At 37.3% G+C, this 14,100-nt stretch carries 9 protein-coding genes; 6 read left to right on the plus strand and 3 right to left on the minus strand.

Going from position 1 to position 14,100, the window contains the following annotated elements; genetic code table 11:
• Positions 1-111: 111 nt before the first annotated feature.
• The gene (locus IQ247_RS01845; protein ID WP_193916461.1) at positions 112-750 is read right to left on the minus strand and encodes a hypothetical protein; all 639 of its coding nucleotides are present in this window, start codon (positions 748-750) and stop codon (positions 112-114) included.
• A gap of 192 nt (positions 751-942) precedes the next feature.
• Here IQ247_RS01845 and IQ247_RS01850 point away from each other — a divergent pair, with 192 nt between their 5' ends.
• The 4 genes from IQ247_RS01850 to IQ247_RS01865 all read left to right on the plus strand — a co-directional run bounded on the left by IQ247_RS01850 (position 943) and on the right by IQ247_RS01865 (position 9,509).
• Positions 943-3,276 (plus strand): CHASE2 domain-containing protein, encoded by a 2,334-nt coding sequence (locus tag IQ247_RS01850; protein ID WP_193916463.1) that lies wholly within the window; start codon positions 943-945, stop codon positions 3,274-3,276.
• Between the two features lie 96 nt (positions 3,277-3,372).
• Entirely contained in the window at positions 3,373-4,143 is a 771-nt protein-coding gene (locus IQ247_RS01855) for a DUF928 domain-containing protein (protein WP_193916465.1), read from the plus strand.
• Between the two features lie 146 nt (positions 4,144-4,289).
• Positions 4,290-6,854, plus strand: a complete 2,565-nt coding sequence (locus tag IQ247_RS01860; RefSeq protein WP_193916467.1) for a two-partner secretion domain-containing protein — start codon at positions 4,290-4,292, stop codon at positions 6,852-6,854.
• 144 nt (positions 6,855-6,998) lie between these two features.
• Positions 6,999-9,509, plus strand: a complete 2,511-nt coding sequence (locus tag IQ247_RS01865) for a CHAT domain-containing tetratricopeptide repeat protein (RefSeq protein ID WP_193916469.1) — start codon at positions 6,999-7,001, stop codon at positions 9,507-9,509.
• 116 nt (positions 9,510-9,625) lie between these two features.
• Here IQ247_RS01865 and IQ247_RS01870 read toward each other — a convergent pair whose 3' ends face one another.
• A complete protein-coding gene (locus tag IQ247_RS01870; protein WP_193916471.1) occupies positions 9,626-11,326 on the minus strand; it encodes a ShlB/FhaC/HecB family hemolysin secretion/activation protein in 1,701 nt (566 codons plus the stop codon).
• Between the two features lie 320 nt (positions 11,327-11,646).
• Here IQ247_RS01870 and IQ247_RS01875 point away from each other — a divergent pair, with 320 nt between their 5' ends.
• On the plus strand, positions 11,647-12,360 hold the full coding sequence (locus IQ247_RS01875) for a Uma2 family endonuclease (protein WP_193916473.1): 714 nt from the start codon (positions 11,647-11,649) through the stop codon (positions 12,358-12,360).
• 8 nt (positions 12,361-12,368) lie between these two features.
• On the opposite strand, the gene IQ247_RS01880 is transcribed toward IQ247_RS01875, so the two are convergent.
• Entirely contained in the window at positions 12,369-12,530 is a 162-nt protein-coding gene (locus tag IQ247_RS01880) for a hypothetical protein (RefSeq protein WP_193916631.1), read from the minus strand.
• Between the two features lie 183 nt (positions 12,531-12,713).
• Between IQ247_RS01880 and IQ247_RS01885 the strand changes: the two genes are divergently transcribed.
• Positions 12,714-14,081: an NAD-dependent succinate-semialdehyde dehydrogenase gene (locus IQ247_RS01885; protein WP_193916475.1), complete on the plus strand. Its 1,368-nt coding sequence runs from the start codon at positions 12,714-12,716 to the stop codon at positions 14,079-14,081.
• The last annotated feature ends 19 nt before the right edge of the window (positions 14,082-14,100 follow it).

The raw sequence follows: 14,100 nt of genomic DNA on the forward strand, positions 1-14,100 counted from the left end.
TATAAATATATCTTCACCATCATAAGTAAAATTACAGGAAAATTAAAGTGATTGAGAAGACATTAGGGTTGAAGTTTAACGATATAAATAGTCAAGCCTCCGTTATTTCTATTAACGAGCAGATAAATCAACACTCGCTTCTAAAGATAAAACATAAACACTATTTTCGTTAATCTTCACCTGTCGTGATTTTGTTGGGGAATTTAAACCTGTAACTAATCCTAAAGTTTTTCCCAACATCGAACCTCGTTCGGAATGTTCTGGTTTACCTCCACCAGCAAAGCCAAATGCACTTTCGCCAATTTTACCCCAGACAGAGCCATCCTCTTCGGCTTTTTCATGACCTGCTTTATGGGTAATGGTAGCACCGGGAATTGTTGGACTTGATGCTTGGATGGATACAACTCGACCGTTGACGACTAATGACTGAGCAACAATTTTTGCTCCTTTATCCGTAGGTTTAAGGATAATAGATACGGGACTGTTTTCTGGTACTAGGACGTTACCTTGACTATCGGTAATTGCTTTGGTGAGAAAAACTGTCAGGGGAAAGTCTTGTTTTTCGCTGACATCAACTGTCATGGATGATGGGAAGGAAACAATAATTGCGGTATTTTTGGCGAGGGTAATATTATTCGTATTATTAGTAGGTTGTACCGGATTCGGAATAGTTTCGGCTACGACTGGTAGCGAGACGGAAGTTAACAAGGTAATGCAAGTCGCAATGCTAAATAATATTTGTGATTTCATGGTAATTTTTCTGGCTTGTTTTAATCTATTAATCTATAGGTTTGTTGCTGGGGTTTTATGCATTATTAAGTTACACCAATTTTTTGTAGACTCCAGAAGTCGGGTTTTGTGGAAGTTACCCGACTTCTCTCCGGGTTAGTATTAACTTTTTCTCAGGGTTAAACTGCGTATAGATAGTAGAGGTGAATAGATGTGGGTAAGCTGGTAGTTTTCAAGTTCGGAAAAGGTAGCTTTGTAGAAGGTTTTCCGGTGATTTTTCAAATTGGGGAGGAAAATGCTCCACCTACAACTGAAGTTATCGGGGAACTTCCTGCTAATCAAGATTTACTCCAAACTTATCAGCGATGGCAAGATATTTACCGTAATATGAATTGGTTGGGGAGACCTATTGGTATTCCCAAGGGACGCAAAAAAAGCTCTACTGATGAAGAATGTTATCAAGCTGCAAGAGAACTTGATAAACAACTTAATAATTGGTTAAAATCAATTTCTTTTATTCCTATCCGCGAGAAATGGTTGGAAAAGTTGCTACCATCGGATGATTTACAAGTATTGATTCAAACTCAGGATAATCAACTGCAAAAATTACCTTGGCATTTATGGGATATATTAGAGCGTTATCCTCAGGTGGAAATCGCTTTGAGTCCTCCGAATTATGACCGGATAATTCGGGATGTCCAACCGACAAATACGGTGAAAATTCTGGCTATTTTGGGTAATAGTACGGGGATTGATATTGAAGCAGATAAACAATTATTAACTCGATTACCAAATGCAGATATTCAGTTCATGGTGGAACCATCTCGTAGTGAGTTGACAGAGCAATTGTGGGAGCAAAATTGGCAGATATTGTTTTTTGCTGGTCATAGTTCCAGTCAAGAAAATGGTGAAACTGGACGGATATATATTAATCAACATGATAGTTTAACGATTAGTCAGTTGAAATATGCTTTAAAAAAAGCTGTAGATAACGGTTTAAAGTTAGCTATTTTTAATTCCTGTGATGGTTTGGGATTAGCGACAGAATTTGCTGATTTACAAATTCCCTATTTGATTGTCATGCGGGAAATTGTTCCCGATAAGGTTGCTCAGGAGTTTTTAAAGTCATTTTTGAAAGCGTTTGTCAATGGCGATCGCCTTTACAAAGCGTTACGAGAAGCGAGGGAACGTTTACAGGGTTTGGAAGATAAGTTTCCCTGTGCTAGTTGGCTACCAACAATATATCAGCATCAAGCGGAGGTACCTTTTACTTGGCAAAGTACAATTCCGATTAAGACTAAGAGAAATAATCTCAAGAAAAGGGGATTAATCACGATTGTATCCAGTTTGATGGTAACTAGTTTGGTTGCGGGAATACGATTTTTGGGGTTATTACAAGCACCAGAATTACAAGCATTTGACCAGATGATGAAATTGCGACCAAGTGAAGGAATCGATGAGAGATTGTTATTAATCACGATAGATGATAACGATGTTGAAGTACAAAGACAAAGAGGGGAAGAGCTCAAAGGTGTTTCTCTTTCTGATAAATCTTTGGAACGGTTATTAGGAATTTTACAAAGATATCAACCGAGTGTTGTTGGTTTGGATATTTATCGGGATTTTAATACTAATCCTCAACTTCAAGGGTTAATTAATAAATTAAAAAATACAGATAATTTAATAGGTATTTGTAAAGTTAGTAGTACAATTTTAGACCCTTTTGGTGTACGTCCTCCTGAAGAAATTCCCGTAGAAAGATTGGGATTTAGTGATTTTGTAGATGATGAGGATAATGTTTTACGACGACAATTGTTATCCATGAATCCGGAACCAAATGCTTATTGCCAATCTTCATATTCTTTGAGTTTACAATTAGCTGCTCGTTATTTATTACAAGTTCATAATGTTAAAACTGATTTAACTGCTGATGGTGAAAATTGGCAAATTGGTAATATAGTATTTCATAAATTAAATTCTCGTGGTGGTGGTTATCAAGGTATTGATGCGAGTAGCGAGCAAATTTTACTTAACTATCGTGGTGGTAATGATATTGCTCAAAAAATCACGTTAAAACAACTATTTGATGCTGCGGAAAATAATCCTACTGCTTTAGAAAAATTTATTAAAAATAAAATTATATTAATTGGTATTACCAGAAGTGGTGCTGAAGATAAATGGCAAACTCCTTATGGAAGACTTTTAAAAGACCAAATGGTAGGGGTTGAAGTACAAGCTCATATGGTTAGTCAAATATTAAGTTCAGTGTTGGATAAACGTCCGTTATTAAGGGTATTATCTGCTGGGAATGATATTCTGTGGATTTGGTTTTGGTCTGGGATTGGAGGGGGTTTGACGTGGGTGTTATGCTGTCGTGGGCTGTCATTTAAAAGTTTGCTTCCTCAAGTAGGATTAATGGTTATTGTTAGTTGTGGCATTCTTTATAGTGTTTCTTTTTATATTTTGATTCAAGGTGTTTGGGTTGCTTTTGTTCCGTCGGTGATGGGTTTGTTAGGAACAGTTTGTGTTGGTGTTTTCGTCAATTAATTTTGGATTAAAAAAAACCGCAGAGACGCAGAGGACGCAGAGGGAAGAGGGAAGCAGAGAGTTAGTAATAATAATTTATTTGTGAGGAATTAATTTATGAGGTTGATTTGTTTATCGGTAAAGTTGAGTTTGGTGTTGGGATTTTGTTCGACAATTTTGATTGGTAATCAAAGTTTTGCTCAAGCTAATAAACAAGTTAAATTTAAGTTACCTTCTCCTCCACCAGGAAAACCTGTCGGTGGACGTACTCGTGGAGGTGGAAGAAGAGGTCCTTGTCCGGAAGTTCCAACTAATTTGACTGCTTTGATTCCTTTTACTCAAAAGACTTTAAATTTGGGACAAACAACATATGTGAAGGAAAATGTTTGGGGATTAACTAATAGTTTGCGTCCGACATTTCATTTTTATGTTCCTTTTAGCAATCAGTATTCTTTTCCTACAGAATTTCTGCTTCAAGATGAGGAATCAAAGCAGTTAGTTTATCAATCAGTTGTTAAATTACCGAGTCAAGCGGGGATTATTAGTGTTAGTTTACCGGAAACTGTCAAACCACTCAAGGAAGATCGAAATTATCGGTTATTCTTTAATATTTACTGTGAAACTCAAAAACCGATTCCTTCATTGAGGGTAGAAGGTGTTGTCAGACGGGTGAATTTGAGCGATGAGGTGACAAAGAAAATTAATCAGGCAACACCCATTAAACAAGTAGAATTGTATGCAGCAGCAGGTATGTGGTTCGATGCTCTTAATACTTTGGCTAAATTGCGACAGCAGCAACCACAAAATAAAGAACTGGTAGAAAATTGGCAAATTTTACTTGAAAGTATAGGTCTAAAGGATATTGCCGAGCAACCCTTGGTCAAATAGTTAAGTTTTTTAAAAAGTTAACATAATCTCAACCTTCTGTACGTATATTACTACGGAGGGTTTTATACTAATTAGTATTAATAACTACCTTTCTTTCTATTTCTTCCTCTGCGCTCTCCGCGCCTCTGCGGTTTTTTTTAAATACAATGAAACTAAAATACCTACTAACCCTTTTCCTGATCTCCAGTGTACCTCAAGCACAAGCGCAGATTACACCTACAGCGAATGATGCTAATACAATCGTCAATCAAACTGGTAATACTTTTACAATTACCGGGGGAACTCAAATTGACGCAAACCTATTTCACAGCTTGCAAAAATTTGGATTAAACGAAAATCAAATTGCTGATTTTGTCACCAATCCTGGGACTCAAAATGTGTTAGGAAGAATTACTGGGGGAGATGCTTCGGTAATCAATGGATTAATCAAAATAACGGGTAGCGATGCGAATTTATTTTTAATGAATCCAGCCGGAATTATATTTGGTTCCGGTGCAAGATTGGATGTTCCGGGTTCTTTTACTGCTACAACTGCAAACGGAATTGGATTCGGCAATAAATGGTTTAATGCATCAGGTGCAAATAACTATGTGGAATTAATTGGGGAACCGAACTCCTTTGCATTTACTATGAGTGAACCGGGGGCGATCGCAAATGATGGATTTGGTAATTTAGCTGTAAAAACAGGGAAGAATTTAACTTTTCTTGGTGGTACTGTTGTTAATACGAGGGAACTTCGCGCACCAGGAGGAAACGTCGTTAATGCGACTGTAACAGGACAAAGTATAGTTAAAATTACTCAGCCAGGGAATATTTTAAGTTTGGAAATCCAACCAATTGCAGCATCATCTAGTTTACCTAATAATTGGTCATTACCGATTCTATCTCTTCCCCAATTATTAACAGGTGGAGGTGTGACGAATGCAACGGGTTTAACAATCAGCGGAGATGAAGTTAAATTAACGGGTTCCGGTTTAAAAATAGAAAATGGAGATTTATTAATTGATGCGCTTTCTGCTGGAAATGCGACGCTCTCATCAAGCCGTAATTTGATTTCTGTAGGTCAATCGGGACAGGGGTTAACTACATCTGGAGATTTAAATTTATTGGCTCAAAATACTATAAATTTATTTGATGGTGCGGGTGTTGACGAATTTTTGATTTTGCAAGCGGGTGGAGATTTAAAAGTTCAAGGTAATCAAAATATTGATATTCAGTTGGGTAATGATAAATCTATTTTTCAGACGGGTGGTAATCTCAATTTAGTCAGCGATGGTTTAATAAATGGTAATGCTCGCTTTGTTACAGGTGGAAATTTTTCGGTACAAAATCTATCCGGTGGAACGGGTAATTTCACTTCCAGTTTTCTCAGTCCAATTGGGACTAATTCAACAGGGATAATTAGCTCTAACGGTGATGTCAATTTTGGTAACTATACAGGTTATTCTTTGAAAGTAGAAGCAAAAGGTAGTATTTCTGGTGGTGATATTAAAATTACTCAGCCAAATGCTTCCTTAGTAGGAACAGACCCAGATATTGCAGTTTTAAAAAATAGTTCATCGTTGATTTTACGAGCAGGTTTGACTGAATTACGTAATCCAGCTAGTAGCTCTCCAACTACTGTTGAAGGAAGCACTTTTACAAATACAAATACTTCTACATCACCAGGAAATATCACACTAGAAAATATTACCATCGAGCCATCAGCTAACGATGAAATTTTAGGTTCGGTGATTCTCTCTGCAAAAAATAATATCAATGTAAATGGCAATATTTCTGTAGGAAATTTTGGATTATACGGGACTTTTAACGGTATAAATAGTCCGCTAACTTTGAATTCCTCGGAAGGTAACATTTCAGTTACAGGTGATATTGATGCTGGTAATACTATACTTTCTGCGGCAAAAGATATTAATATAGAAAATTTAAACTCTATATCATCAGAGAATGGATTAGGTAGCGGAGATGATTTTGCATTTCTTTCATCAAAAACTGGCAAAATTACAGTTAATACAATTAGTGTTCCTTTTGGTAGTATAGATATTAATGCTGCTGATGTTTTTCGAGCCAAAGGTACTTTTTTAAATTCCTTTACCTTCTCCGGTCCTAGTGACGTTCCAGTGAGCATTCAAGCTCAACAAAATATTAACATTCAACATGGCGGAGTAAAATTAACTGATGGTGTGGCTGTTGAAAAAGATACAGCAGGAAACACTATATATCGAGTTAAAGCTGATGGAAGAAGAGTATTCTTTCGAGGAAGAGGTGATGACAGTCAAATTATTTTTGTTGATGAAAATGGGAATCCCGTCCCAGATAGACCTATAACCGTCAATAGCGTCGCTTTTGATGTTAATAGTATTTCAACTGATGAAAGCTTTACCGCTGGATTAATTGTTAAAAAGGGAGGAGTTGATGCAGGACTTTACGGTGCTTTTGGAGATACATTTTTATCTGGAAGTTCCGATATTAATGTAGTAGGAATTCCTAAACCAAATCAACCGACTCCTAATGAAGAAGTTGTCCAACGTCAATTAAATCAAGAAGAGAAAAATAGCATCTGTCCCCCCCAAACCACTGTTGCTTTTAACCAGGGAAAAAACACCCGTGGAGGACAAACTACAACCATTTCTCAACCTCCAAATAAAGACACTTGTACAACAGCAAATAAAGAAAACATCCTCAAAGTTGTACCAGATAACCGTATTTAATTTTGGATTGTAGATTTTTCTCTTATTTACTCAGCGTTCCTCCGCGTATACCTTTGCGTTCCTCTGCGTTCAAAAATAGATTAAATGATAAATGATTTTATCAAAGTAATTTTCCATATACTACTAACTCTGTCAATCACAAATATGGAACCTCACCCCCAACCCCTCTCCTTGGTAAGGAGAGGGGAGAATGAAGCTGAGAGTTTATCCCAACAAGCTTTAGAAGAATACCAAGCGAATCAATTACCACAAGCTATAAAATTATGGCAACAAGCTTTAAAAATATATCTTGAATTAGATGATAAATCGGCAATTATCACAACTTTAAAAAATCTCATAGCTGTAAATCAACAACTCAAAAATTATCCCCAAGCTATTATTTACTTAGAACAATATCTGACTCTAACACGAGAAATTGAAGATAAATCAGGAGAAATTTCTGCTTTAACAACTCTTGCAAAAATTCATGCTCAACAAGGTAAATTTACTAAAACAGTCGATTATTATCAACAAGCTTTAATTTTAGTCCGTGAAACCAGTAATAAATCAGAAGAAGCAGTGATTCTTGGTAACTTAGCTATTGCTTATAAAACTTTAGGTAATTATCCCAAAGCAATTGAAACTAATCAACAATCTTTAGAAATTCTACAACAAATGGGAAACCGTCAAGATCGAGCAATAGTTTTAAAAAACTTAGGGAATGTTTACGAAGCTTTAGGAGATTATGACAATGCGATTACATCCTACGAAAAAAGCTTACAAATAGCCAGAGAAAATAACAATCAAACAGTTGAAGCAACCACCTTGAGTAACTTAGGACAAATTTACGCAAATCAAGGTGAATACCAAAAGGCGATCGCCATTTTCCAAGATAGTCTGAAAATCAGTTCTGCTATCAATGATATATCAGGTCAAGCAAGTACGTTGATTAATTTGGGTTCCACTTATCATTTTTTGGGACAACGGGATAAAGCAATTGAAAATTATCAACAAAGTCTCAAACTTGCTCAAGATATCGGAGATAAACAGCGAGAATTGGAAGCTTTGGGTAGTTTGGGATTAGCTTATGAAGATTTAAAAGACTATCCCCAAGCGATTATATATCTCAAAGATAGCTTGGCGATCGCGAAAGAAATTGGCGACCCGGAAGCACAAGCAATGGGGTTAAATAATTTAGGACACGTTTTATTTACAGCGGGAAAACTTGAGGAAGCAGAAAAGACTCTCCGGGATGCACTCAAACTTTTGGATGGAATGAGACCAGGACTCAGCGATAGTTATCAGGTATCAATTTTCGATACTCAAGTTCATTATTATAATTTATTACAACAGATTTTAATAGCTGCAAATAAGCCAGAAGCTGCTCTAGAAGCGACAGAACGAGGACGCGCTCGTGCTTTTGTCGAATTACTGGCTGGTAGATTTTCGGAAGACAAACAATCAATCAATACTAAATTTCCTTCAGTAAAAAAAATCCGAGAAATTGCTCGTGAGCAAAATGCAACCTTAGTTGAATATTCTATAGTCCCCGATGATGATTTTAAATTCTTGGGTAAACAAAGAGGTAGAGGTGCAGAATTATTTATTTGGGTAGTAAAACCAACGGGTGAAATTGGATTTCGCAAAGTTGATTTAAAACCCCTGTGGAAACATAATTTAACTCTGGATGATTTAGTTAATTCCAGTCGTTGTTTAGTTAAAGGAATTATTTGTCAGCAACAAGCAGAAAATATTTTGAAGTTGGGAGCAGAAAAAAATTCGGAATATATCGCACTCCGTAAACTACATAAATTTCTCATAGAACCCATAGCAGATTTATTGCCAAAAGATGCAACAGAAAGAGTAATTTTTATTCCCCAAGAATCATTATTTTTAACTCCCTTTGCAGCACTACAAGATAGTGACGGTAAATATTTAATTGAAAAACATACTATTCTCACCGCTCCGGCAATTCAAGTATTAGACTTAACTCGGCAGCAAAAAAAACGTTTAGAAAAACAAAATTTAGCTAATTTAAAACCTTTGATAGTCGGTAATCCAATTATGCCGAAAGTATCTATAAATGGGGAAGAAGCGCAACAACTTGCAGTATTACCAGAATCGGAAATAGAAGCAATTGAAATCGCCAAGATGTTCCAACAAGAACCAATGATTGGAGCAAAAGCGACTAAAGCTAATGTGAAAAATCAATTATCGAAAGCTACATTAATCCATTTAGCAACTCACGGATTATTACAATATCGGAGTTCCGATAGTAGTTCTTCATTACAAGGTTTAGGAATACCAGGAGCGATAGCTTTAGCTCCTTCTGGAAAAGATGACGGTTTGCTCACAGCTACAGAAATTTTCGATTTACGTTTAGTCGCTTCTTTAGTAGTATTAAGCGCTTGTGATACCGGAATCGGAAGAATCACCGGAGATGGAGTAATTGGACTTTCACGAGCTTTTATTTCTGCCGGAACACCGAGTGTATTAGTATCTTTGTGGACAGTTCCTGATGAAAAAACAAGATTATTAATGATTGCTTTTTATCAGGAATTGCAGCAAAATCCCGATAAAGCCATAGCATTAAGAACAGCGATGTTACAACTGATGGAATTTGGTTTTGAACCGTTAGATTGGGCTGGTTTTACATTAGTTGGTGAAGCAAAATAAGAGAGTGCAATAATTAATATTTTCAAAAACCTCAGCGAAACTTTGCGTTTACCTCTGTATTCCTCTGCGTTTTGAAGTCAACTTCTCAACCGTTTTTAGGATATAAAATTTATCAATCAAGGATTATAACCAACGCTAAAAAAGAAGCCTTCATCTTGAGCGTTATTACCTTTATCATCAAGATTAATAAAGGGGACAGCATAATCAAGTCGGATAAAACTATTTGCTGTTGGTTGTACAATCAAACCCAAACCAGCAGCACTCAGAAATGTTTGATTACTGAGTTGATTGGGATTATCAGGATGGTTCCAAACTGCACCCATTTCAATAAAAGGTGCTAATTGTAATGATGATGTTTCTGCTGTACCATCAACAATCGTAATTCTGTCTTCCAAAGAAACACGAAAACCATTATCCCCGGAACGAGCATTTTGTCGATAACCCCGTAAAGATTGTCCTCCACCTAAGAAAAATTGTTGATTACTCAATAAACTATCTGGTGTGAGCTGTAATTCCGCTTGAGCAATTAATAAATTCTTTTTACTTAACCTTTGTACCCTTTGAATTTGTCCCAACCAACTAAAAAAACGTCCATCCGGTTGAGAGTCAGAATTCACCGTAGCATCAAAAATATCTAAACCAAGATTGAATTGCGATCGCAATCCCCAAGCACCCTGTAAATCTCGTTTAATATAATCTTGTCCAAATTTTACTATTCTAGTACGACTGTTACCTTGGCTATCTGGTCCTTCTCCAAAGGGCGTGGGTGTGCCTCCGAGGAAAGTTTGACCGTTTTGTAAGGTAAATGCTAAAGATAAAGCAAATTCTTCACTGGGAGTCCGAGTCAATGGTTGACGATAACTAACTTCATATAATTGACTATCAGAAGTAATATCAAAATCAGCGAATTCAGGAGCAGTAATTTTACTATCGCTGGGAGCATATCTTAATCTAATTGTTCCATTTTTGGGGTTAACTGGAACTTGGTAATTCACATCAAAAACATTGGAACCCCCGGTGGTAGAACGATAATATGAAGCTGTGAATTCATCACCAATTCCGGTTAAATTCCGATAATTAAAACCACCACCAAACCTTTCCGAACCAACACTAGGAGATGAATAATTATCAACACCAAAAAAGGGATTAAATTGGGGTGCTTCTTCTATTTTTACGACAAGAATACTTTCACCCAGATTATTACCCGGTTGTAAAGTTGCTTCAATATTACTTAACATCGGGTCAACTCTTAATAACCTGAGTTGATTTTCAATATCAATTTGATTTAATGGTGTTTTCGCACCTAACTTAATGCGACTTCTGATATAAGCTGAATTTAAACGTCGATTACCTTCAACCTGAATTTTCTCTAAAGAACCTTCAATCACCCGAATTTGTACTACACCATTTTTAATTTCTTGGTCTGCTAAAACAGCCCTTGATGTAATGTAACCTTTTTGTAAATATAATTTAGTAATCGCATCGGCAATAGTTCTAAGTTCGGTTAAAGTTAGGTTGCGATTTTGATTTAATTTAAGGATATTCTCAATATCTGAATTAAATAAAGTGTTACCAGTTACCTCAATTTTAGTTACAGGAATAGTAATATTACTATCTTGTTCTGGTATTGTTTCTACCTCCGGAGGAGAAATAGTTGGTTCCTCCGTGGGCAGAGGTTGAGGATTGGGAATAGGTTGCGGAAAACGGTCTAGATTAGGATTTGGTTTATCTTGAGGTGTTTGAGCAATTGCGGGAGAAGAAAGTAAGAGTAAAGAACTAACAAGTATTGACTTAGTTATTAGTGTTTTAAAATACATTTTGTCATGACCTTGGGAATTTACAGATATTACAATATCCGAGCTTATTTATACCATTAAGCTGAGGGTCGCTAGCGGAACGTAAGCATCTATGCGGATTCTACGTAGAAATGTATTTTTTTAAACGCAGAGTCACGCAGAGGTAAACGCAAAGTCACGCGGAGTTTAATACCCATTACCTTTAACGTTTAAATTGTTATATTTATGCTGTGGGTTTGTGATTGAAGGTTGATTAGTCGTGAAATTTCAAGTAATTTTTAACTTCGATGGGGAATAAGTTGAAGTAACCTAGTAGTTAGTTGGCAGAGGTAAAATAAATCATGTTCCAAACAGATCCTCCTGTTTCCCCCCAAGAAATACTACCCACGATGTATGATCTTAAAAGCGAAGATCCGGAGGAACCAGGCTTGCCAGATGAATTCCATGATTTTCAACCTCAATTCTTGCGGGATACTTTTCAACCCCCTAGTATCCCCAAGGATGAGGTATTTATCGCCGCAGATTTGAATGTTTACTATGATACTCAACATCCTCTGTGGTACAAGCGCCCCGATTGGTTTGCTGTTTTAGGGGTTTCTCGTCTGTATCAAGGTAAAGATTTACGCTTAAGTTATGTGATTTGGCAAGAGGGTGTAGCCCCGAGTGTGATGGTAGAATTAATTTCTCCTGGCACCGAAAAAGAAGATTTAGGACAAGGTTTACGGGAAGCGAATCAACCTCCAACCAAATGGGAAGTTTACGAACGAATTCTCAGGGTTCCCTATTATATTATTTTTGACCGCTACACAGATCAACTCAAAGTGTTTCAAAATGTTGCTGGACGTTATCAACCAATGATTGTGGAAGATAATCGGGTTTGGTTGCCAGAATTAGGTTTGGGGATTGGATTGTGGCAAGGTTGTTATCAGGATGTTGAGCGGTTGTGGTTGCGCTGGTATGACGATGCTGGGAACTGGATATCTACACCAACTGAAAAAGCAGAGCGTTTAGCTGCTAAGTTGAGGGAATTAGGGATTAATCCTGAAGATTTTTAATTTGTTCATTAAACATTTGTTCGGCGATCGCCATTGTTCCCCCCACAATCCCGACAATAGTTGCAACCGTGGCTTATAGTATAGCTTCCCGAAATCCCCGAAATAGATAAAAGTTCCTCAGTTGCGGAAACTGCATCCTCACCCTCGATTGCTACTTGAATATCCGACATTATCAGTTAACAGTGAACAGTTAACAGTTATCAGTTAAAATTCTACACCCATTCCCCATCCCCAATTACCAATCACCAATTACCTATTCCCAATTCCCATCTCTTCCCAAAAGTGGTAGCTTTTGAAAAATTAATGTAAGACTATGAAGTTACCTCAACATATTTTTTCGGGAGGTGGGAAAAATGGCGATCGCCACGATAAATCCGGCAACAGGGGAAACTCTCAAGACTTTTGAGTCTTTAACTGATACACAAGTAAAGAATGCTATCGACAAAGCTCATGAAGCTTTTCAAGATTACCGCAAGACGAGTTTTGCACAACGCTCGGAGTGGATGCACAAGGCTGCTGATATCCTAGAAGCAGAACAGGCAGATTTCGCTAAAATAATGACCTTAGAAATGGGTAAACCTTATCAAAGCGCTGTTGGTGAAGTTAAAAAGTGCGCTATGGTATGCCGCTATTATGCGGATAAAGCTGCTGAGTTTCTCGCTGATGTTTCAGTAGAAACCGATGCTAGCCACAGTTTTGTTAAATACCAACCTCTAGGGATAATTTTAGCAGTGATGCCGTGGAATTTTCCGTTTTGGCAGGTGTTCCGCTTTGTGGCACCGGCGCTGATGGCTGGTAATGTGGGTCTGCTCAAACACGCTTCTAATGTACCTCAGTGTGCCTTAGCTATTGAAAAAATTATTCAACGAGCCGGTTTTCCCCAAGGTGTTTTTCAAAGTTTATTAATCGGTTCGGACAAAGTAGCAAATATAATTGCTGATGACCGAGTAAAAGCTGCTACCTTAACAGGAAGCGAAGCAGCTGGAGCATCTTTAGCAGCAGCAGCTGGTAAACATATCAAAAAAACAGTTCTAGAATTAGGAGGTAGTGACCCGTTTATCGTGTTACCGAGTGCTGACTTAGAAACTGCTGCCGTCACCGGAACTAAAGCCAGAATGTTGAATAACGGTCAATCTTGTATAGCAGCCAAACGCTTTATTGTAGCCGAAGCAGTTGCTGACAAATTTGAAAAATTGCTGTTAGAAAACTTCCAAGCCTTGAAAATCGGCGACCCCATGGAGGAAAATACGGATATTGGACCTTTAGCTACCCCCGATATTCTCACAGAATTAGACCAGCAAGTACAAAATTCTCTTGATAACGGTGCCAAAATATTGCTAGGAGGAAAGCCTTTATCAAACATGAAAGGTAATTATTATCCACCAACAATTCTCACCAATATTTCTCCGGATTCTGCGACAGCCAAAGAAGAATTTTTTGGTCCGGTAGCGATGTTATTTCGGGTTCAGGATATTGATCAAGCGATAACACTTGCTAATGATACACCCTTTGGCTTGGGTGCAAGTGCTTGGACAACCGACACCACAGAGCAACAGCGATTAATCTCAGAAATCGAAGCAGGAGCCGTATTTATCAACGGTTTAGTCAAATCCGACCCCCGATTACCCTTCGGTGGTACCAAACTTTCCGGATATGGAAGAGAATTAAGCATTCAAGGTATACACGAGTTTGTCAATGTTAAAACTGTGTGGGTGAAGTAATTTTGGATTTTGAATTTTG

This window comes from Plectonema cf. radiosum LEGE 06105, assembly GCF_015207665.1.
In the GTDB taxonomy this organism is placed as follows: Bacteria; Cyanobacteriota; Cyanobacteriia; order Cyanobacteriales; family Nostocaceae; genus Rivularia; species Rivularia radiosa_A.

Bases quoted from the DNA above. Each gene is read 5' to 3' on its own strand.
- IQ247_RS01845 (WP_193916461.1), bottom strand. From the start codon at position 750: ATGAAATCACAAATATTATTTAGCATTGCGACTTGCATTACCTTGTTA.
- IQ247_RS01855 (WP_193916465.1), top strand. From the start codon at position 3,373: ATGAGGTTGATTTGTTTATCGGTAAAGTTGAGTTTGGTGTTGGGATTT.
- IQ247_RS01880 (WP_193916631.1), bottom strand. From the start codon at position 12,530: ATGTCGGATATTCAAGTAGCAATCGAGGGTGAGGATGCAGTTTCCGCA.
- IQ247_RS01865 (WP_193916469.1), top strand. From the start codon at position 6,999: ATGGAACCTCACCCCCAACCCCTCTCCTTGGTAAGGAGAGGGGAGAAT.
- IQ247_RS01885 (WP_193916475.1), top strand. From the start codon at position 12,714: ATGGCGATCGCCACGATAAATCCGGCAACAGGGGAAACTCTCAAGACT.
- IQ247_RS01870 (WP_193916471.1), bottom strand. From the start codon at position 11,326: ATGTATTTTAAAACACTAATAACTAAGTCAATACTTGTTAGTTCTTTA.
- IQ247_RS01860 (WP_193916467.1), top strand. From the start codon at position 4,290: ATGAAACTAAAATACCTACTAACCCTTTTCCTGATCTCCAGTGTACCT.
- IQ247_RS01875 (WP_193916473.1), top strand. From the start codon at position 11,647: ATGTTCCAAACAGATCCTCCTGTTTCCCCCCAAGAAATACTACCCACG.